The 21646-nt window shown below is 27.9% G+C and carries 16 protein-coding genes; 11 read left to right on the top strand and 5 right to left on the bottom strand.

Features of this window, described 5'->3' with window-relative positions:
- Position 1 precedes the first annotated feature (1 nt).
- The 6 genes from ABIV_RS02415 (at position 2) to ABIV_RS02440 (ending at position 9172) form a co-directional block, all read left to right on the top strand.
- A complete protein-coding gene (locus ABIV_RS02415) occupies positions 2 to 709 on the top strand; it encodes an efflux RND transporter periplasmic adaptor subunit (RefSeq protein ID WP_114838377.1) in 708 nt (235 codons plus the stop codon).
- The gene (locus ABIV_RS02420; protein WP_114838378.1) at positions 696 to 2405 is read left to right on the top strand and encodes a molybdopterin-dependent oxidoreductase; all 1710 of its coding nucleotides are present in this window, start codon (positions 696 to 698) and stop codon (positions 2403 to 2405) included. The genes ABIV_RS02415 and ABIV_RS02420 overlap by 14 nt, the downstream gene beginning before the upstream one ends.
- Entirely contained in the window at positions 2392 to 3573 is a 1182-nt protein-coding gene (locus ABIV_RS02425; RefSeq protein WP_114838379.1) for an MFS transporter, read from the top strand. Before ABIV_RS02420 ends, ABIV_RS02425 begins: the two co-directional genes overlap by 14 nt.
- A 271-nt stretch (positions 3574 to 3844) precedes the next feature.
- Complete coding sequence (nrfH, locus tag ABIV_RS02430; protein WP_114838380.1) at positions 3845 to 4381, top strand: cytochrome c nitrite reductase small subunit; 537 nt, start codon at positions 3845 to 3847, stop codon at positions 4379 to 4381.
- Positions 4382 to 4397: 16 nt separating this feature from the next.
- Positions 4398 to 5888, top strand: coding sequence for an ammonia-forming cytochrome c nitrite reductase (gene nrfA / locus ABIV_RS02435; protein ID WP_114838381.1), 1491 nt, complete (start codon positions 4398 to 4400; stop codon positions 5886 to 5888).
- 146 nt (positions 5889 to 6034) lie between these two features.
- A complete protein-coding gene (locus ABIV_RS02440; protein WP_114838382.1) occupies positions 6035 to 9172 on the top strand; it encodes a cytochrome c biogenesis protein in 3138 nt (1045 codons plus the stop codon).
- 3 nt (positions 9173 to 9175) lie between these two features.
- On the opposite strand, the gene bioD is transcribed toward ABIV_RS02440, so the two are convergent.
- Positions 9176 to 9784: a dethiobiotin synthase gene (gene bioD / locus ABIV_RS02445; RefSeq protein WP_114838383.1), complete on the bottom strand. Its 609-nt coding sequence runs from the start codon at positions 9782 to 9784 to the stop codon at positions 9176 to 9178.
- Positions 9785 to 9901: 117 nt separating this feature from the next.
- Between bioD and ABIV_RS02450 the strand changes: the two genes are divergently transcribed.
- The 4 genes from ABIV_RS02450 to ABIV_RS13670 all read left to right on the top strand — a co-directional run bounded on the left by ABIV_RS02450 (position 9902) and on the right by ABIV_RS13670 (position 15445).
- Complete coding sequence (locus tag ABIV_RS02450) at positions 9902 to 12133, top strand: bifunctional diguanylate cyclase/phosphodiesterase (RefSeq protein ID WP_114838384.1); 2232 nt, start codon at positions 9902 to 9904, stop codon at positions 12131 to 12133.
- 93 nt (positions 12134 to 12226) lie between these two features.
- Positions 12227 to 12526: an ATP-dependent Clp protease adapter ClpS gene (clpS, locus tag ABIV_RS02455; RefSeq protein ID WP_114838385.1), complete on the top strand. Its 300-nt coding sequence runs from the start codon at positions 12227 to 12229 to the stop codon at positions 12524 to 12526.
- Between the two features lie 3 nt (positions 12527 to 12529).
- Positions 12530 to 14770, top strand: coding sequence for an ATP-dependent Clp protease ATP-binding subunit ClpA (clpA, locus tag ABIV_RS02460; RefSeq protein ID WP_114838386.1), 2241 nt, complete (start codon positions 12530 to 12532; stop codon positions 14768 to 14770).
- A 33-nt stretch (positions 14771 to 14803) separates the two neighbouring features.
- Positions 14804 to 15445: a c-type cytochrome gene (locus tag ABIV_RS13670; RefSeq protein ID WP_114838387.1), complete on the top strand. Its 642-nt coding sequence runs from the start codon at positions 14804 to 14806 to the stop codon at positions 15443 to 15445.
- 26 nt (positions 15446 to 15471) lie between these two features.
- Here ABIV_RS13670 and ABIV_RS02470 read toward each other — a convergent pair whose 3' ends face one another.
- Positions 15472 to 17853, bottom strand: coding sequence for an HD domain-containing phosphohydrolase (locus tag ABIV_RS02470; RefSeq protein WP_114838388.1), 2382 nt, complete (start codon positions 17851 to 17853; stop codon positions 15472 to 15474).
- A 134-nt stretch (positions 17854 to 17987) separates the two neighbouring features.
- Between ABIV_RS02470 and ABIV_RS02475 the strand changes: the two genes are divergently transcribed.
- The gene (locus ABIV_RS02475; RefSeq protein ID WP_114838389.1) at positions 17988 to 18728 is read left to right on the top strand and encodes a ferredoxin-thioredoxin reductase catalytic domain-containing protein; all 741 of its coding nucleotides are present in this window, start codon (positions 17988 to 17990) and stop codon (positions 18726 to 18728) included.
- A gap of 15 nt (positions 18729 to 18743) precedes the next feature.
- Here ABIV_RS02475 and ABIV_RS02480 read toward each other — a convergent pair whose 3' ends face one another.
- Genes ABIV_RS02480 through panB form a run of 3 tightly spaced genes read right to left on the bottom strand, consistent with a single transcriptional unit; the run spans position 18744 to position 21640 of the window.
- Positions 18744 to 19805 carry an AI-2E family transporter gene (locus ABIV_RS02480; protein ID WP_114838390.1) on the bottom strand — a complete coding sequence of 354 codons (1062 nt, stop codon included), beginning with the start codon at positions 19803 to 19805 and terminating at the stop codon, positions 18744 to 18746.
- Positions 19802 to 20827, bottom strand: a complete 1026-nt coding sequence (gene ruvB, locus ABIV_RS02485) for a Holliday junction branch migration DNA helicase RuvB (RefSeq protein ID WP_114838391.1) — start codon at positions 20825 to 20827, stop codon at positions 19802 to 19804. Before ruvB ends, ABIV_RS02480 begins: the two co-directional genes overlap by 4 nt.
- A gap of 3 nt (positions 20828 to 20830) precedes the next feature.
- Positions 20831 to 21640, bottom strand: coding sequence for a 3-methyl-2-oxobutanoate hydroxymethyltransferase (panB, locus tag ABIV_RS02490; protein ID WP_114838392.1), 810 nt, complete (start codon positions 21638 to 21640; stop codon positions 20831 to 20833).
- Positions 21641 to 21646 lie beyond the last annotated feature (6 nt).

The following is a 21646-nucleotide window of genomic DNA, read 5'->3' on the forward strand; positions in this document are numbered from 1 at the left end:
AATGAGATATTTAATAGTTTCATTATTATTTATAAACTCTTTATTTGCATATGAATTTTATGCAAAATTAGAGCCAGTTAATTCTTATGCAATTAAATCTTCTGTTAGTGGAAAAGTTTTATTTGTAAATGATGAAATAGAAGGAAAAGAAGCTAATAATTCTAAAATTATTGAAATAGACTCTTATGTAGATAGAATTGATTTAAAACAATCAAAAATAAAACTTAAAGCAATATCTGAAATGCTTGAGATTGAAGAGAAAAATTATAATAGAATGTTAAAAGTCTCTTCTAAATCAGGTTTTGAAAAAGATTCACAAAAATTAAAAGCTATAAATTATAGAACAACAAAAGCAGATATTGAAGTAAAAATAGCAAATTTAGAAGATAGTATTAAAAATAAACTTTTAAAAGAAAAAAATAGATATATCTATAATATTGCAGTAGAAGAAGGAGATTATGTTACTCCGGGTACTTTACTTTATGAAGCAAAGGATTTATCAAAGGGTAAATTAGAGATTTATGTTCCTATTGATGATATTGAAACAATAAAAAATAAAAATATCTATATTGATGGTAAAAAGAGTGATTTAAAACTTAATAAAATTTATGAAGTGGCAGACTCTAAACATATCTCTTCTTATAAAGTAGAAATAGTTATTCCCTCTCCAAAAATATTTTCTAGGTTAGTAAAAATTGAATTCAAATAATTTAGTAGCTTGCCCTTTAGACTGCTTTGATACTTGCCAAGCTTTTGTTGATGAAAAAGGAAATTTAAAAGGCTCAAAAGAGCATTTAGTTACCCATGGAAAATTATGCGTAAATTTTGCAAATCTTGCAAAAGAAGAGTTTCTAACAAAAGCATATTTTGAAGATAAAGAGATTTCTTTAGAAGAGTCTTTAAATATTTTAGTTGAAAAAATAAAAGCAACTAAAAAAGAAGATGTCCTATTTTACAAAGGTGCTGGGAATTTAGGAGTAATGCAAAATAGTGTAAAAACTTTTTTTGCAAAATATGGAGCTACTCTTACAAAAGGTAGTCTTTGTGATGAAACTGGCTCTTTAGGTTTAGAGTTAGGGAGAGGGGGAATAAATGTTAATCCACCTTTAGAAAAATTGATTAATAGTGATGTTATTATTGCTTGGGGAAGAAATGTAGCTGTTACTTCTTCTCATATGTACGATTTAATAAAAGATAAAACTTTTATTACAATAGACCCTATAAGAACAAAAACAGCAAAAATTTCAGACCTTCATCTACAAATAAATCCAAAAACAGACCATGAATTAGCTCTTTTACTAACAAGGTTTGCTCATATGGAAAATCTTGAAGATGAATCTTTTATCAATGAACATGAGGGAGCAGAATGGTTTTTTGATTTAGCTAAGTCAAGACCACTTATCTCTTATGAAGAGACAATCGGTATTAAACTTCAAGAAATTACAAAACTATTTGAATTAATAAAAGATAAAAGTGTCTCTATTCTTTTAGGTTTAGGTCCTCAAAAGTATTATGAGGGAGCACAAATTTTTAGAGCAATTGATTCTTTTGCTGCTTATATTGGAGTTCATAATAAAAGTAAGGGTGGTTTATGGTACTTAGATGATTCTTCTTATGGTTATGAAAAACAATTAGTAGCTGAAGCTAAAAATAAAATTGCCCTTCCAACTGTAGATTTCTCAAAATTTAAATTGGTTTTTATTCAAGGAACAGATCCTGTAGTTACAGCTCCAAATACAAAAAAAGTAATTGAAGGACTTCAAAATAGTTTTGTAGTTTTTTATGGAACAGTATTAAATGAAACAAGTAAATATGCAGATTTAATTATTCCTTCAAGCTCATTTCTTTCAAAAAAAGATGTAAGACTCTCTTATGGACATGAGTTAAAAGCTATTTCAAACTATATTGAAAGCAAAAATGAAAATACAATTACAGAGTATGAATTAGCTAACTTTTTAAATGAAAAGTTTGCTTTTGAGAAATTAAAAGATGAAGAAGAGATTTTAAACTATTATATTAATACAAAAGTAGAAGACTACTCTTTTATTAAAAAATTTGAATTCTTAGAAGAGTTAGAAGTTGAAAGTTTATATGAAAAACAAAAAGAGAATCAATACTATTTTTTAACTTCAAAAAGAAAGAACTCTTTAAACTCTCAATTTAAAATAGATAACTATTTATATGTAAACCCATGTTTAGGTTTTAATAATGAAGATGAAGTTTTATTAAAATCACCATATGGACAAACAAAAATTAAAATTAAAAATAGTGAAGATATAAAAGAAAATTGTGTTGTTGCATACTCAGGAAATAAGTATGCAAACTATGTAACACCTTTTCTAACTGACGAAGCAGCTAATTCTGCAATTTTTCAAGAGGTTTTAGTAGAAATTGAATTATCGTGAATTATTAACAAACTATACTGTAATTAGACAACTATCTATTTTACAGTTAGTATCATACTTTGCTGCTTGGTTTTCAAATGTTGCTATTTATACTATGTTAGTGCAGTTTGGCTCAACTGCTTTTGCTATTTCATTAGTAACTGCAATGCATTTTCTACCAGCAATTATAATAGCTCCTCTTTCAGGAGCTATTATAGATAGGTTTAAAATTAAACCTTTGATGATAACTCTTTTATTAATTGAGTTATTAATGACTATTCTTTTTCTTACAATTGATAATAAAGAAGAGATATGGATTTTAATGATTCTAATCTTTATAAGAATGGCAAGTGCTTCTATGTTTTTTTCAACAGAGATGTCTCTTCTTCCTAAACTTGTATCAGGTGTAGCTTTACAAAAAGCAAATGAGATTCACTCTATTATTTGGTCTTTTACTTTTGCAGCAGGGATGGCAGCAAGTGGAGTAATAGTAAATTTAGTTGGAGTTAAAACAGCAATCATCATAGATGCCTTTATTATCCTCGCTGCAATAATATTATTGATAAATATCAATTTTAAAATAGAGATAATTCATACGAAAGAGAAGATATTATCTTTAATAAAAGATGGTTTTTTATACTTAAAAAAGAACAAAATAGTAATTCATTTAATAGTTCTTCACTCTTCAGTAGGGCTTACAGTATTTGATACCTTAGTTACTCTATTAGCTAAAAATGAGTATAAGTATGTGATTTCTGTACCTTTAGCAATTGGAATTACAAATGCAGTTAGAGCCCTTGCTTTAATGATAGGTCCATTTTTTATTTCAAATAGAGTAAATAAAGATACTCTCTTTTATATTTTTATTTTTCAAGGTGCAGCTATTATTTTTTGGGCATTGGTTCAAGATAGTTTTTATTTATCTTTGATAGCAATATTTTTTGTAGGTTTTACAACAACTACAATTTGGTCATATACATATGCTTTAATTCAAGAAAAAACAGATAATAAATATCTTGGAAGAGTGATTTCATATAATGATATGATTTTTATGTTAACTAATGTTTTAACTACATTATTTATCGGAATTATGGCTGAATTAGTATCATTAAAAATTATTACTATTCTCCTTGGTCTTGCATTTTTTATAGTTTCTCTTTATTATAAGTGGTTAAAAGCAAAAATTTAAGTTAGATTTTTAAAAGTCACAAAAAAGTTTCATAAAAAATAGCAAAAAAAACAATAATCTTTTATTTATTATCAAAACTTATACATAAACTTATACAAAGCCTATTTATAGGCTTTGTAATGCTTTTATAAACTTAAAGAAAAATAATCTTTATAGTCTCAATTATAACTTTAGATTAACTAAATATGAATATTCATTCAACTTCTTGACTCGTATCAATTTTAACTAAAAAAACTAATTGTATACTTTCAAAGTAAATAAAGGATAGGTGATGGAGAAGAATAAAAAAATTGTGGTTTATGGTTCAATTTTAAGTTTTCTAATCGCTTCAGCTCTTTTTGTTTACACAGTTTATGCATCAAATATGTTGTCATATTTATCAAGTGACCCAAAAGCCTGTATAAATTGTCATACGATGAATTCAGCGTATGCAACTTGGGAAAAAAGTTCACATAAGAATGTGGCAGGATGTGTCGATTGTCACTTGCCTGTAGGTGATGCTGTTGCAAAGTATAAAGCAAAAGCTATAGATGGGTGGAATCACTCAGTTGCATTCACTCTTAATACTTATAAGAATAATATTCATATAAGTGATGATGGAGCAAGCCGTGTACAAGCAAACTGTGTTAGATGTCATGCTAGTGAAAATGCAACACTAAAAATGAACGCTGACAAATATCACAGTGAAGAGGTTGGAAGTCTTGAAAATGGACGTAAATGTTGGGAGTGTCACAAATTTGTGCCACATGGAAAAGTTAGAAGTTTAACATCAACTCCATATAATCTTGGTGTTAAAGAAAAAGAATAAGTAGAGGTTGTTTGTTATGAAAAAATACAAAATATTACTTGCAGTAAGTTTAGTTGCAATTGGTTTGATGACTGCCTTAGTAGCTTCGATTAATGAGAAAAAAGACGAGCAAGAGAAGTTAAATCAAGTTCCTAAAGTAGATAGATGGGAAACAAAAAACGAAGAGTTTAGAAAACACTATCCAAGACAATTTGATTCTTGGAAAGAGACTAAAAAATCTGATGAAATTCATGATATGTTAAAAGAGTATCCTGAGTTAGTAGTTTTATGGGCTGGTTATGGTTTTGCAAAAGATTATAATGCACCAAGAGGTCACTTCTATGCTGTAGAAGATAATAGAAATACATTAAGAACTGGTGGTCCAGTTGATGAGAAAACAGGTCCTATGCCAACTGCATGTTGGACATGTAAATCTCCTGATGTACCTAGAATTATGGCAGAAGATGGTGATATGGAGTATTATACAGGGAAATGGTCTAAATATGGTTCTGATATTATCAATCCAATTGGTTGTGTAGATTGTCATAATCCAGAAACTATGGAACTTCAAGTAAATAGAAAATATTTAGATGAAGGTTTAAAAGCTGCAGGTGAAAAAACTTTAGCTGAAGCTACTCAACAAGATATGAGATCAATGGTTTGTGCTCAATGTCACGTAGAGTATTATTTTGCAAAAACTCCATTAGCTGATGGGAAAAGTGCAGCAGTAGTAACTTTACCATGGGCAGAAGGTACACTAGTTGAAGATATGGAAAAATATTATGATAATATGGAGTTCAAAGATTGGACACATAAAGTTTCTAAAACACCAATGTTAAAAGCACAACACCCAGGTTGGGAAATGTGGAAAACTGGTGCGCATGGAAAAAATAATGTATCTTGTGCAGATTGTCACATGCCATATGTTCAAGAAGGTGGTATTAAATATACAGACCATAATATTGGAAATCCATTAGAAAATATGGATAAATCTTGTATGAATTGTCACAGAGTAAGTGAGAAATCATTACTTGCTAATATTAATGAAAAAAGAGAAAGAAAAAATGAGCTTCACAAAAAAGCTATGAAAGCTCTTGCAGCGGCTCACTTAGAAGCAGGAAAAGCTTGGGAAGTTGGTGCTACTGAAGAAGAAATGGCTCCAATCTTAAAAGATATTAGACATGCTCAATGGAGATGGGATTATGCTGTTGCTTCGCATCCATCATTCTTCCACGCACCAGAAGAGACTCTAAGAATTTTAGGTACTGCTTTAGGAAAAGCTGGTGATGCAAGAATCAAATTAGCTAAAGTATTAGCTAAACATGGTGCAGGTGATTATAAAGCTCCTGAGATTAAAGACAAAAAACAAGCTCAAGAAATTATTGGATTACCATTTGAGAAATTAATTGAAGAAAAAATGAAATTTAGAAATGGTTTAATGCAAGAATGGAAAAAAGAAGCAGAGAAAAAAGGTGTTTATAACCCTAAATCAACAGAAGGTGTAGAAGATAAAACTTCATACAACTAAAAACTAGAGAACTTCGGTTCTCTAGACCAATAAAATTGGTATTTGTAAGTAACATCAAATCTCTTTCATTTCAGTCTCCTTACTTATGATTAAATCTTTTGATGTTACTTACAAATGCTAATTTACAAATATTACGGAAATCTAAAATGTTTAAAATAATCAAATCAATTTTTTCAATGCCTTTAGTAATTGTCTTATTACTATTTTTTGCTCTTTCATGTGCTATTGCTACTTTTATTGAGAATGACTTTGGACCATTAGGGGCTAAATCTTTTATTTATGGTCAAACTTGGTTTGAGTTAATAATGCTTCTTTTAACTCTTGCTGTAATTATTAATATTTTTGTTTTTAAAATGTATAAAAAAGAGAAATTCTTTTTATTTATGATTCATATCTCTTTAGTTTTTATTTTTGTAGGTTCTGCTATGACAAGATATTTAGGGTATGAAGCAAACATAACAATTTATGAAGGTAGAATGGAAAATAAAATGTACTCTATGGATGAGTATATAAAAATATATGAAGATGATAAATTGGTATATGATAAAAAAGTTTTAATGACAAAACTTGCACAGGATAATTTTTCATATACTACAGAAGTTGAAAAGAAAAAAGTAGAGATAACTTTTAATAGTTTTATAGATAATGCAGTAGAAAGAATAGTTCCAAGTGAAACTGGAAAAGCAATGATAAATATTGTTGTAAAAGGTTTTAATGGTTCAAGAAGTCTTGATTTAAAAGATAAAGAGTTAATTCAAACTCAATTTTTAGACTTTTCATTAAATAAAGATGTTGATAAAAGTAGGGCTTATGTAAATTTTGAAACTACAAATGAGAGTATATTTTATTCTTCAAATCTTGAAACAACTCTTTTTACAAAAGATTTTAAATCAACAAAAACAATTAAAGCAAATGAAAAAGTTTTATTAGAATTAGGAGTTATCTATAAAGTGGGGCAGACTCAATTTCTAATAAATGAAGCAGCTTTAAAAGGGGAGTTAAAAACTGTTTATGCAGGAGATATGATTCCTAAAGAGAAACAACTTTCTGCTGTGCTTGTTGATTTAGTAGTAGATGGTAAAAAAGAGCAAGTAGCTTTATTTGGAAAGAGTGGTTTCTCTGGATTTAAAAAAGAGGTAAAAATTGCTAATAAGAAGTTTTATCTTCAGTGGGGGACAAAAGAGTTAGAACTACCTTTTGCTATTTTATTAAATGATTTTAGATTACATAGATATCCTGGTTCAAATGCACCTTCAGCTTATGAAAGTGATATTAAAATCTATGATACAAAAAATAAGAATACTTTAGAATATACAATTTATATGAACAATACTTTAGATTATGCTGGATATAGATTCTTTCAATCTTCATATACAAAAAATGAGGATGGAACTATTCTGTTAGTAAATAAAGATCCAGGAAAAATTCCTACTTATATAGGGTATTTTTTACTATTTACGGGACTTATCTTAAGTCTATTTGTAAAAAAAGGAAGATTAAAAAAATTGAGTTCAAAAAGATATGATGTTGAAAATATCAAAAAAATGTATTATGCTAAAAAAGCAGTGTTATCTCTGTTTTTTATTTTTTCTACACTTCTGTTTTTACCAAATAATTTAATAGCAAAGGATATTTTAAAAGAGAATCCTCAAATTTTAAATATAAATAAAGAACATGCTAATAAATTTGGTTCATTATTAGTTCAAGATTACCAAGGAAGAATTAAACCTGTTAACTCTTTAGCTATTGAGATTATCAATAAAATCACAAGAAAAAATGAAATCTATGGTTTAGATGCAAATCAATTTTTTCTAAGTATGATGCTTTATCCAAAGATTTGGCAAGAGTTAGACTTTATAAATGTTAAAAGTAAAAGATTAAAAGAGATTGTAGGTGTAGATAAAAATGCAAAAACAATTAGTTTTATGGATATTTATACAAAAGAGGGCTTCTATAAACTTGAAGGGCATTTAGAAATAGCAAATGCAAAAAAGAGTTCAGCAAGAGATGAGTTTGATAAGGATTTAATTAAAGTTGATGAGAGACTAAATATTGCATATACTCTTTTCACAGGAGACTTCTTAAGAGTTTTCCCTAAAAAAGATGATATAAATAATAAATGGCTAAATACAAATGAAGCTGTAAATCTTCTAATCTCTAAAGATGCATCAAAAATTAAAGAGTTAATGCAAAACTACTATTTAAAGTTAAATGAAGCTACAAAAAATAGTATCTCATGGGAGGAAGTGGATGCCTCTTTTGAAGAAATAAAAGAGTTTCAAAAAAACAATGCAAATGCAAATATTCTTCCAAGTGAATTAAAGATTAAAGCTGAGTTGATTTTCAATAAATACAATATCTTTGAAAACCTAACACCAATATATTTAATTTTAGGTTTTTTTCTTTTAGTTTTAATTTTTGTAAATATTTTTAAAAGTAATGTTAAGTTAGAAAAAATAGCAAAAGTTGTGTTAGTTTTATTAACTATCTCATTTATTTTTCATACCCTTGCACTTGGATTAAGATGGTATGTTGCAGGTCATGCTCCTTGGTCAAATGGTTATGAGTCTATGATTTATATCTCATGGGCAATTGTTTTAGCTGGAATTATCTTTTCAAGACAATCTATTTTAGCTTTATCAACAACAACTATTTTAAGTGGGGTTACGCTTTTTGTGGCTCACTTATCATGGCTAGAACCACAAATTACAACTTTAGTACCAGTTTTAAAATCATATTGGTTAACAATTCATGTTAGTGTAATTACTGCAAGTTATGGTTTCTTAGGTTTAAGTTCTTTACTTGGATTTTTAAGTTTAATTCTTTTTGCTCTTGCAAATCCTAAAAAAGAGGATGAGAAGTTTTTTAATATCTTAGTTAGTATAAAAGAGTCAAATAGAATAAATGAAATGTCTATTTTAATAGGGCTTGTATTATTAGTAATTGGTAACTTTCTTGGTGGTATCTGGGCAAATGAATCATGGGGAAGATATTGGGGATGGGATCCAAAAGAGACTTGGACTTTAGTATCTATTATTATTTATGCAATTATAATTCACTTAAAATATATAAAAGATATTTTATCTGATTTTGTTTTTGCTGTATTAACTACAATCTCTTATGCTTCAATTATTATGACTTATTTTGGAGTGAACTATTACCTTGCAGGAAAACACTCATATGCAGCAGGTGATCCTGTACCAATTCCTACCTTTGTACCGGTTACTTTAGTAATAATAGTACTTCTAATTGCAGTAGCTTATAGAAATAGAAAAATTATCTAATTTCTATAGCTCATGCAGATATTTTAACTCTTTAAAATACTCTTTGTAAAAAGGTAGTGAAACCTTTTCAAAACTATCTTTATCTAAAAATAGATTTATATACCAATCAAACTCAATCTCTTTATCTTCTAAAGCTTTTATAGATAATAAAGTATCATTTATACAACCAAGTTTTGATGGCGTGATTAATTTTGCTTTTGCTTTAAAAAGTTTTATTAAATCAATAATAAAAAACTCTTTTTCAATGGGAACCATAAGTCCTCCAGCTCCTTCAATTATCAAAATATCACACTTTTTTTCTAACTCTTGTTTTTTTTCAAGTAAAAAGTCTAAATCTATTTTTTTATCTTTTTTAGCTACAAAAGGAGCAGCAGGAAGTTCAAATTGATAAGGAACAACATCCTTGATTGAAACATCAAAAAAAGGATTCAGCTTTTTTACTAAATTTAACATCTTTGAACCATCTAAAGGTAACTCTATAACCCCTGTTTCAACTGGTTTAAAGTAGCCAACTTTTAAACCTTTTTTTGCATAAAAATTGATAAATTTTTCACAGGCATAAGTTTTTCCTACATCTGTATTTGTTGCTGTTATAAAAATTGATTTTTCCATAAACTATCTTTTTAATTTTTTTTGAATTTTATCTAAGTAAAATTAAAAACTATATATTGTATATTTTTTAATACCTTATGAAATTTTATCATTAGGTTATTTTTTATTAGGAAGATTATGCCAAAGCTTAAAGAAGTTAACTTCTGGCTTGTTTATATCGTAGTTACTACATTAATATTAACTGCAGCAATTTTTATATTTTATTATGAATGGATTATAAATAAAAACAAGTATACTGAAAGTTTAACAAATTTTAATAAAATCAGTGTCCAAAATACAATTTCATCATTTCGAAATAAAGAATCTACTTTAAGAATATTAGGTGAGAACCTTTTAGAATTAGATACTTTAAATAATCCAGAAAATGGAAGAAAAATTATAAATGATATGAAAAGAGTAAATAAAGGTATTGTGGCCTTTGGTTTAGCTCGTTATGATGGACAATTGATTCTAGTCTCTACTTTAAGTAATACAGATAATTTACCTAATTTAATGGATGATAAACTAACTGCAAAAAGTTTTGAAGAAGCAAGAGATAGTACTTCTATGAAATTAGGTAGAACTTATTATATGGAAAATCTTGCAAAATGGGTTATCCCTCTTAGAATGGGTATTGAAACAAATGATGGGAAAATACTTCTTGTTATGACAGCTGGAGTTCAAGTAGATGGGGGAGATACGGTTTTAAATATCAAAGAGCTACCTGAAGATTTAAAAATACAATTAATAAGAGAAGATGGTTTTTTACAATTTGAGAATCCAGTAGAAAATAATTATGAGAAAATTTATTTAAAAGAGTTTGATTTTCATATCTTAAAAAAAATAGATGAAGTAAAAGAATTTACTCCAGAAGTTTTTATCTCTAATATCTCTAATCAAAAGAGATTAATCTCAGTAATTTATATAGAAGATTATAATTTATACTCTTTAGTTTCTATCCCTTTTGATGTTGTTACAAAAGATTTTAATAAGAAACTTATTATTGCAATGATTTTATTGTTTATTCTTCTTTTAATTTTATACTTTCTTTTTAATTATAGTATTAAAATTCAAAATAAAACAAGAGACCAATTAAAATATATTGCTAATCATGATACTTTAACAGGCGTTTATAATAGATACTCTTTGAATGAAGAGATAAAAAATAGAATGGAGAAAAAAAGAAACTTTTATGTCTTCTTTCTAGACTTGGATAATTTTAAATATATCAATGATAACTATGGCCATTTAGTGGGAGATAAACTTTTAAAAGAGGTTGCTAAAAGATTAAAAGCAAGACTTTTTAAAAGAGATTATATTGCAAGAAATGCAGGAGATGAATTTATTATTTTAATCGATGAAAGAGATGAAGAGACCGTAAGAACAATAGCAAAAAAGATTTTAGATATTTTCTCAAATAACTTTAGAATTGATGATATAGAAGTTTTTACGGGAGTTAGTATTGGAATCTCAAAATATTCTAAAAATAAAACTACAACCTCTGAACTTCTTAATCAAGCAGATATGGCTTTATATAAAGCAAAAGAGCATAAAAACTCATATGTAATCTTTTCAAAAGCAATATATGGAAATACAAAAGAGATAGTACAAATAGAGACTGAACTTAGACAAGCAATTGCACGAGAAGAATTTTCTTTAGTTTATCAACCAAAAATTAACTCTAAAACAAATAAGATAGTTGGAGTTGAGGCTTTAATTAGATGGTATAACTTAAAATTAGGTTTTGTATCTCCTGAAAAATTTATCAAAATAGCTGAAAAGAGTGGAATTATAAATGATATAGGAGAGTATGTTATTAAACAAGCTCAAAAAGATATTAAAGAGGTTTGGGCTCAAACAAATGAAGAGTTTACTCTTTCTGTAAATGTATCTCCAAGGCAATTAGTTTCTATAAAAGAGATGAATAGATTTAAAAAGCTTATTTTAAATAGTAATTTCCCCAATGATAAGTTTATGATAGAGATTACAGAAAATATTTTTTTAGGAGATGTAAAAGGGATTATTCTTTTTTTAAATACTATAAAGTCATACAATATTAGTATTTCTTTAGATGATTTTGGTACAGGATATTCTTCTTTAAGTATTTTAAGTAAACTACCTATTTCTGAGCTAAAAATCGATAAATCATTTATTCATGATATGTTTTTAAATGAAGAGAATATGAAGTTAGTAAAATCAATTGTAAATATTGGAAAAGACATTAATCTTGAAGTGGTGGCTGAAGGTGTTGAAGAGCAAAATGAACTAAAACTATTAGAGAGTTTTGGTTGTAACATTTATCAAGGTTATTATTTTAGTAAACCTCTTAGTAAAGAAGAACTTATAGAGTTTATAAAGAACAAAATATAAATATAGCTTAAAATATTTAATTGGCTATTTCTTTTACGAAGCTAATTACTTTTTTAGTTATAATACAAATAGATTAAATAAAAGGTGAAATGAGTGGCAAATGAATTAGAAATAGAATTGGATAGTAATTTAAAGGTTTCAGAACCAAAAAAATACAAAGTTATTCTACTAAACGATGATTATTCAACTATGGATTTTGTTATTGATGTATTGACAAATATATTTAGAAAAAGTGTAGATGAGGCAACTCAAATTATGTTAAATATACATAATAATGGTAGAGAAGTTTGTGGTATCTATAGTCATGAGATAGCTGCTACAAAAGTTGCACAGGTTAAAACACTTGCAAGAGAAAAAGGCTTTCCTTTAAAAGCTATTATGGAAGAAGAATAAAATATGATAAGTAAAGAATTAAGAAATATATTTGCACAAGCTGTAAGTTATGCTAAGAAAAGTCGGCATGAGTATTTAACAGTAGAACATATTTTTCTTATGCTTCTACATGATGAGGTTATTGAAAATCTATTTGTAGATTTAGGTTTAGACCAAGAAAAATTTTTTAATGAAATAAAAAAATATATTGAAGACAATACTCCTATTTTTCCAGAAAATGTAGAAGATGAACCTATTGAAACTCTTACTTTAACTTCTACAATTGAAAATATGGTTGCACATACGCAAACAAGTGGTAGAGGAAATGCAAATGTAGAAGATATGTTTGTAGCTATTTTAAAAAATGAAAAATCTTATGCAACCTATCTTTTAAAATCTGCTGGAGTAGAGAGAGTAGATATTTTAGAAGAGATTTCTCATCGAGAAAATGAGCAAGAAGAGCAAATTAAAAATGATGAGAAAGAAGATGATAATAAAGTATTAGATAGAAATTCTACTGAATTAGTAGCTTTAGCTAAGAAAGGGGAAATAGACCCTGTTATTGGTAGAGTAAATGAAATCAATAGAGTTATTCAAATTCTAGGAAGAAGAAAGAAAAATAATCCAATTTTAGTAGGTGAACCAGGTGTTGGTAAAACAGCTATTGCTGAAGGTTTAGCCTTAGAAATTGCAAATAAAAGGGTTCCGGAGTTTTTAGAGAATGCTAAAGTTTTTTCTTTAGATATGGGTTCAATGGTTGCAGGAACAAAATATAGAGGAGATTTTGAAAAGAAATTAAAATCACTTTTAAAAGAGATTGTAAAAATCCCAAATGCTATTTTATTTATTGATGAAATTCATACAATAGTTGGTGCTGGAAGTGTTGGTGGAAGTGCGATGGATGCTTCAAATATCTTAAAACCAATGCTTGCAAATGGAAAATTAAAATGTATTGGAGCTACAACTTTTTCTGAGTTTAGAAATGATTTTTCTAAAGATAAAGCTTTAAGTAGAAGGTTTGCTAAAGTTGATATAAATGAACCAAGTCTTGAAGACGCAGTTACAATTTTAGAGGGTTTAAAATCTAAATATGAAGAGTTCCATGGAGTTTCATACTCAAACACAGCAATTGAAGCAGCTGTAAATTTAAGTAAAAAATATATTTCAGATAGATTTTTACCTGATAGTGCAATTGATGTAATTGATGAAGCAGGAGCAAGTAAAAAAATAGAGTATGCAGCTGTAAATAAAAAAAATATTAGAATTCTTCAAAAAGATATTGAAGATACAGTTGCAAGAATGGCACATGTGCCTTCAAAATCTACAACAAAATCTGATGTTTCTTTACTTAAAAATCTTGAAACAAATATGCAGAAAAGAGTATTTGGACAAGATAGTGCTATTGCAACAATTGTTCAATCAATTAAAAGAAACAAAGCAGGACTTGGTCTTGATAAAAAACCTATTGGAAGCTTTTTATTTACAGGACCTACAGGAGTTGGTAAAACAGAAGTTGCAAAAGAGTTATCAAATCAATTAGGTATTCATTTTGAAAGATTTGATATGAGTGAATATATGGAAGCACATACAGTTTCAAGATTAATAGGAGCTCCAGCTGGATATGTTGGTTTTGAAAATGGAGGTTTATTAACAGAAGCAATTAGAAAACATCCTCACTGCGTACTTCTTTTAGATGAGATAGAAAAAGCTCATCCAGATTTAATGTCAATTTTACTTCAAGTTATGGATAATGCTGAATTAACTGATAATAGTGGTAATAAAGCAGATTTCCAAAATGTTGTATTAATTATGACTTCAAATTTAGGTGCAAGTGAAGCAAATGTAATGGGATTTGCTAAAGATGACTCTTTAAATGAAAGTAAGGCTGTTAATAAATTCTTTGCACCAGAGTTTAGAAATAGACTTGATGCTATGGTTACTTTTAGCTCTTTAGAGCAAGATATTGTAGCAAGAGTAGCTGGAAAATTTATTGAAGATTTAGAAAAGCAACTTGAAAATAAAAAAATCAAAATTTCAATTACTGCAAAAGCTAAAAATGAGCTTGCAAGACTTGGATATGATAAAGCAATGGGTGCAAGACCTCTTAATAGAGTTATTTCTGATAAGATTAAAAATATTCTTACTGATGAAATTTTATTTGGAAAACTTAAAAAAGGTGGTCAAGTTAAAATTGATTTTGTAAAAGATGAGTTTAAATTCTCTTATAAACCGCTTGAAACAAACTCTACAAAAACTATACAATAAAAAAGTAGAATTAAAAAAACACAAGGATTGATTATGAAAAAAGTATTACTAAGTTCTTTTGTAGCAATAGCTCTTTTAACAGGATGCTCAGATAGTACAGAAACAAAAACTGAAAAGCCAGTTGAAACTGAAGTAAAAGTAGAAAAAGAAGCAAGTGCTGAGTCAAAACTTGTTGATCAAGTTAAAGAATCTACTGCAAAAATAACTCAAGTTGTAAAAGAAGCAAGTTCAGAAGTAGCTTCAAAAGTTGCTGAAGAGTCAAAAGAGATTGCACAAAAAAGTACTGAAGCCGCAAAAAGTATTGGCTCAAAAGCTGAAGTTGTAGCAAAAGAGTTAACTGATGAAATTGTAAATAAAACAAAAGAAGCAAAAGATAATATTGAAACAAGTATCAATAATATTGTAGAAACAAAGACAGATACTAATGTAGCATCAAAAGGTAAATCTTTATATTTAAAATGTGCAGGATGTCATGGACAAAATGGAGATATGAAAGCTTTAGGTAAATCTCAAATTATTAAAGGTTGGGATAAGCAAAAAGTACTTGATGCTTTAGTAGGATACAAAGAAGGAACTTATGGAGCAGCAATGAAAGGTGTAATGATTGCACAAGTAAGCTCGTTAAGTAATGAAGATTTAGATATTTTATCTGAATATATAGCTTCTTTCAAATAGTTTATAAACAATCACTTTGTGATTGTTTATAAGTACTTAGAAATATCAATTTCATCTAATTGCTCTTTTTTTAAATATTTCAGAGCATACTCTTTATAAACCCCACTTGTAAGAAAAAGTTTAAAAATATCTTCATCTATATGTTTATCTTTAACCATAAAACTAAGTATTTTAATTGATTCAGAAAGAGTTTTAGCTTCTTTATAAGGTCTATCAGCTGCAGTTAAAGCTTCAAATATATCTGCAACTGCCATAATTCTTGCAGGAATAGACATCTGCTCTTTTATAAGTTTTCTAGGATAACCTGTACCTATTAAAGTCTCATGATGTGCACCTGCATATTCTGGTACTTTTTCTAATATTTTTGGGAAAGGAAGTTGTTCTAACATTTTTATTGACATTATCATGTGCTCATTGATTTTAAATCTCTCTTCTTCTGTTAATGTTCCTTTTTTTATTGTTAGATTGTAAACTTCTCCTAAATTATAAAGATACTTAGGTACCTCCATTTTAAATCTAAACTTTTCAAACTCTTCTTGTGAAAAATATTTTCTTTCAATTAGATGTTCTTTTTTGTCAACTAAAAGGTTTTCTTCTTTTGGAAAAACTCTATTTTTATCATCAATTCTTGATAGTTCATCTTGAGATAAACCTAGGGTATCATTAAAATATTTTGTCCATTTTCTTTGAGAGATTTCATCTATTTTTTTAATATCTTTTTCATCCATAAACTCTCCACCAATATTAGCTGTGGCAACTATTTTAAACTCTTCAAATAGTTTTTTATGCTCTTCTTTTAAAAGCTGCTCTTCTTTTTCTTTATCAGCCCCTGAAAGAACATTTTCATACATTTTAATTGTAAGGTCTCTATGTATTACTTCAAATCTTGTTCTAATTTCATGAATTCTATTATAAAGTGTTTCTAGTTTTGTGGCCTTATCTACTACATATTCAGGAGTAGTGACTTTTCCGCAATCATGTAGCCAAGCAGCAACACTTAATTCTCTTTTTTCATCTTTTGTTTTTAAGTTAAAATCTTTGAAGATTCCTTCCTGAGATTTTGAAGCTGCATCTGCTAAAGCAATAGTTAAAACAGGAACTCTTTCACAATGTCCTCCTGTATATTTTGATTTAGCATCGATTGCACTTGCAATAAGTTTAATAAAAGAGTCCATCAACTCTTCTTGTTTTAGTTCATACTCTTTAATAGATACTGACATACTATGTAAAGATAATGATAACTCATGATACTCTTTGATTCTAGTTTTTATAAGATTTACATCATCAAATTTTCTATTTGAAATCTTTTCATTCTCTTTTTCTAGTTTTTGTATAGGTTCCACAAGAATCCTTGTAGAATACCAAATTAGTGGAATTGTAAGAGTAAGAATTAATAAAGTTATTAAAAAAGAGTTATAGATTTTATCTATAAAGGGCTTCATTATTGTATCTATAGGAATTAATATTGCTAAATAGTCTTTGTTCTTAAACTCTGTTTTAATTACAGAATAATAAACAAAATACTCTTTTTCAAGTTTTAGATTGAAATTTAGTGTTTGAATTTTTTTATCTTTAGAAAAAGCAATTAACTGCTTATATGGAACAGTTTTTGTGTTATTAGCCAAATTTGCAGCAGCAATAATTTTACTATCATCTTGAAAAATTAAAATTTGTTTATCTTCTATATGTGTTTGTTTATCTAAAAAAGTTGAGATACTGTTTAATAGAACATCTACTCCTAAAACAATATCATTATTTTTGATTTTCTTTGCATAAGTAATTCCTAACTCATCAAAGTTTGTGTATTTATATGGTTTTGTTTTTATAACATTTTTTGTTGAAAAAGCTTTTTTAAACCAAGGCCTTATACTTGGATTATATTTCGTTTGTTTCTTTATGGTTTTTAATATAATAAGGTCTTTATCTAAATATTCTTCATATTTGACTTTTTTACCATCTTCTTCATAAATTTTTATAATAAGCCATTTTATCTCATTTGAAACTTCATATTTTGCTCTTAATTTTTCACTAACATTTAAGTTTATTACCTCAAAGAATTCACCTTTTTTATTTCCTGCATAAATGGCATAAATATGTTTTTTATTTTCTAAAATAACAGTTAATTGTTTTAATAATCTGTGGTTTTCTCCAACTTTTGGAAATTCTTTCATCTCTTCAGAGTGAATAATTGTTGTTAATATATCGCTATTACTCTTATCAAATGTTATTATTTTTTGTTCTATTTTTTCAGCAGTTATTTTGAAATTATTTTCAGTCGCATTAAAAGCTAAATCTTTGGAAAAATAATATTGAAGAGAGAGTGTTATCACAATTACAGAGGCGATTAATAAAATTAAAATAAAGGAAATTGTAGGTTTTATCTTTAAGAAGAATTTTGGTTTTTTCATAGTTATTTCTTCGTGTTAAAATTGGTTATTTATTATTATAATAAAAACTTTGTTAATTTTTTTAGTACAATTGTTTAATTTTTATATCTTTATTAATATGTTATTTTTACACAAATATAATTAGGATTATAATAATGATTAAAAAAATAGATATTGAAAGTGAAGAGTTTCAAACAGAACTTGAGCTTACAAAACAGTTTACTACTAAAGTTTGTGAAGAACATGGATTTTTTTATAATCTGGAAGATGATGTAAATGAATCAATTCAATTAGGTTTAACAAGAAATAAAATGATTTATGGACAAAGATTTTGTCCCTGTTTTATGGTTATAGGAGAGACTCCTTCTCAAAGAGAAAAAGAGGATAATAGATTATGCCCTTGTACACCTGCTTTAACAAAAGAAATCCCTGAAAAAGGTCATTGTCACTGTGGAATTTTTTGTACAAAAGAGTATGTTGATTCATTAAAGCAAGAAGAAGTTAAAGAAGAAGTTCCGACTCATTCCTTAGGTCTATCTAAAGAAGATTGTGAAAATATTCTAAAAAAAGAGCAAATAAATGCAAATGAAGTAGAAGCTTTATTAGAAGCTAGAGAGTTAAAGCTTATAAACTTTTTATTAGTAGATACAAGAGAGTGGATGGAATGGGTAGGAGCTAGAATAAAAGGAACAGATTATTTAGTACCAACAACATCATTTTATCAAGCTTTAGAGCAAATAGAAAGTAAAAAAGAGACTCCTATTGTAGTATATTGTCACAGTGGAAGTAGAAGTGCATATTGTCAAAAAATTATGATTGATATGGGGTTTTCTTCAGTTGCAAATTTAGATTATGGAATAGTAACTTACAGAGGGGAGTTATTATCAGGAGAGTAAAGAAGTAAAGAACGATTATTCGTTCTTTATACTTCTTTTTATACTGTAAAAATCATCACTAAACTTATTAAGTAATTGAATAAGTGAAATAAAAAATGTAACCATAGCTGGTCCTATAATCATTCCCCAAAAACCAAAAGTAGAAAGTCCTGCAACAATTGCAAAGAAAATTAAAAGTTCATTTACTGCACTTGGTGTTTTTACTACTCTTTGATTTATATATTTAATAATAATAGGTTTGATAAAAGTATCTGCAATAATTGAGATAACTATAATAGAGTAAGCTACAATAGCAATAGCATTAGTAGTACTTCCTGTAAATATCTCATAAATAGCTACAGGAAGCCACATTATTAGACCTCCTACAACTGGAACTAAAGAGGCAAAACCATATAATACACCTAATAAAATTCCATCATAACCAAAAAAGCTCACAAAAAAACCAAATAATAAACCTTCAAAAACAGCAGTTACTAATATTGAATATAAAACTACACTCATTACATTTGATGATTCATAAAATAAAGCATTTGAATCCTCTTTTTTTAGAGGCATTGCTTCTTTAAAATAGTGTGATAAGCTTGTACTATAGTAATTGAAAAAGAAGTAGAAAATTAAAATCATAATCATATCTATAATAAATTTTGCAGAGTTTTTCCCTAAAAATGCACCAAAAGAGATTAGATTTTGAATAAGTTGAGGAATATCAATCTTATCAAGAATTTTATTTAATTGCTCTTTTATAAATAGTAAATCATTTGGCATATTTTTTACCCAATGTTCCATTGCATTATAGATTTCAATTAAAGCTTTCTGGTCAATCTTATTAATCATTGTTGCAAATGAAAAAATACAATATAAGATAGGAATAAAAAAGATTGCAGTTAAGAAGATTGTCATCAACATTGATGAAATAAACTGACTTGGAATTTGTCTTTTTAAATATATATTTAATGAGTTTGTTGCCACAGCTAGAAGGAGGGCAACAAACATAGGTTTTAAAAATGGGCTAAAAAGCTCAAACATAAAAAAGAGTGTAACAGCTGTAAGGGCTATTAGAAAATATTGTGGTTTCAAAAAAGTGTTCCTTCATCTAGTTTTTCACTTCCTGGATAATTTAACCTAAATAGTTCATAGGTTTTTACACTTGCAACTCTTCCTCTTGCAGTCCTTTCAATATAACCATTTGCTAATAAATATGGTTCAATAGCATCTTCAATTGTACCTTCATCTTCACTAAGTGCAGCAGCAATTGTAGAAAGACCCATTGGTTTACCTTTATTTGAAACTAGAAGTTCAAGTAAATTGATATCCATCTCATCAAAACCTGTATCATTTACTCCTAATTCATCAAGGGCATATTTACATCTTTCAATTTTGATTGTATTCTCATTTTCAACTTCTGCAAAATCTCTAACACGTCTAAGAAGTCTTAGGGCAACCCTTGGTGTTCCTCTACTTCTTTTAGATACTTCTAAAGCAGCATTATCTTCACAAAATTTATCAAGTTTTATAGAAGCTTTTTGAATAATTTTTGCTAACTCTTCAAAGGTATAAAATTGCATTCTAAAATGCATACCAAATCTCTCTCGTAAAGGGTTTGAAAGCATACCAGCTCTTGTTGTCGCTCCAATAAGAGTAAATCTTGGAAGGTCAATCTTAACTGTTTGTGCTGCTGGTCCAGAACCAATAATTATATCGAGTCTATAATCCTCCATAGCAGGATATAAAATCTCTTCAACTGCAGGACTTAAACGGTGAATTTCATCAATAAAAAGAATATCTCCTTCTTCAAGATTAGTTAAAATAGCTGCTAAATCACCACTTTTTTCAATCATTGGTCCAGCAGTTACTTTTATATTTGAATTCATCTCATTTGAAATTAGATATGAGATTGTAGTTTTACCAAGTCCAGGAGGTCCATAAAAAAGGATATGGTCTAAGGCTTCACCTCTTTTTTTACTAGCTTCAATAAATACTTTTAGATTTTTTTTGATTTTTTCTTGACCAATATAATCATCCCAAGAAGAGGGTCTTAGATTAACTTCTGCATTATCTTCTTCAAATGATACTTGTTCTACTTCTACAACTCTTTCCATCTTTTAATACTCTTCTTCTTTTGAAGGGAATGTTTTTGATTGAACATCACTTCTATATTGATTTACAGCATCTTTTACTAATTGAGCCCCATTTAAATAATGTCTTACAAATTTTGGTTTAAACTCTTCAAAGAAACCTAACATATCTGACCATACAAGAACTTGTCCATCAGTTACATTTCCTGCTCCAATTCCTATTACTGGAATAGAAATTGCTTCTGTGATTTTTTGTGCAGCTTCTGACATCACTCCTTCAACTACAATACAAAAAGCACCAGCTTTTTCAATAGCAATAGCATCTTTGATTAATTGTTCTGTATCCTCTTTTGTTTTTCCTCTAACTTTATATCCACCTTCACTTCGTACATATTGAGGCATTAACCCAATATGTCCCATAACTGCAATTGAATTTGAAGTAAGATGTTTTACAATATCTGCTCTATCTTCTCCACCTTCAATTTTTACAGCAGCAGCATTTGTCTCTTGATAAACTCTTACTGCATTTTTTAAGGCTTCATCTTTATTTATATAAGTTCCAAAAGGCATATCTAAAACTACAAAAGCTTTTGGTGCTCCAGCACAAACGGCATTTGTGTGATAAATCATTTGTTCTAAAGTAGCAGAAAGAGTATCAGGTTTTCCTGCGAAACTCATATTTAGGCTATCTCCTACTAAGATAATATCAGCTATCTCTTCAAAAAGTTTTGCAAAAAGTGCATCATAAGCTGTAATCATTGTTAAGTTTTTACTATTTTTAGCTTTTTTGATTTTAGTTACATTCATTTTTTCAAAGTCATTTTTAATAATACTCATAAAGTT

Origin of the sequence: Halarcobacter bivalviorum, assembly GCF_003346815.1 — a bacterium.
GTDB lineage: Bacteria > Campylobacterota > Campylobacteria > Campylobacterales > Arcobacteraceae > Halarcobacter > Halarcobacter bivalviorum.

Bases quoted from the DNA above. Each gene is read 5' to 3' on its own strand.
- ABIV_RS02415 (WP_114838377.1), top strand. From the start codon at position 2: ATGAGATATTTAATAGTTTCATTATTATTTATAAACTCTTTATTTGCA.
- nrfH (WP_114838380.1), top strand. From the start codon at position 3,845: ATGGAGAAGAATAAAAAAATTGTGGTTTATGGTTCAATTTTAAGTTTT.
- nrfA (WP_114838381.1), top strand. From the start codon at position 4,398: ATGAAAAAATACAAAATATTACTTGCAGTAAGTTTAGTTGCAATTGGT.
- ABIV_RS02440 (WP_114838382.1), top strand. From the start codon at position 6,035: ATGTTTAAAATAATCAAATCAATTTTTTCAATGCCTTTAGTAATTGTC.
- bioD (WP_114838383.1), bottom strand. From the start codon at position 9,784: ATGGAAAAATCAATTTTTATAACAGCAACAAATACAGATGTAGGAAAA.
- ABIV_RS02450 (WP_114838384.1), top strand. From the start codon at position 9,902: ATGCCAAAGCTTAAAGAAGTTAACTTCTGGCTTGTTTATATCGTAGTT.
- clpA (WP_114838386.1), top strand. From the start codon at position 12,530: ATGATAAGTAAAGAATTAAGAAATATATTTGCACAAGCTGTAAGTTAT.
- ABIV_RS13670 (WP_114838387.1), top strand. From the start codon at position 14,804: ATGAAAAAAGTATTACTAAGTTCTTTTGTAGCAATAGCTCTTTTAACA.
- ABIV_RS02470 (WP_114838388.1), bottom strand. From the start codon at position 17,853: ATGAAAAAACCAAAATTCTTCTTAAAGATAAAACCTACAATTTCCTTT.
- ABIV_RS02475 (WP_114838389.1), top strand. From the start codon at position 17,988: ATGATTAAAAAAATAGATATTGAAAGTGAAGAGTTTCAAACAGAACTT.
- ruvB (WP_114838391.1), bottom strand. From the start codon at position 20,827: ATGGAAAGAGTTGTAGAAGTAGAACAAGTATCATTTGAAGAAGATAAT.
- panB (WP_114838392.1), bottom strand. From the start codon at position 21,640: ATGAGTATTATTAAAAATGACTTTGAAAAAATGAATGTAACTAAAATC.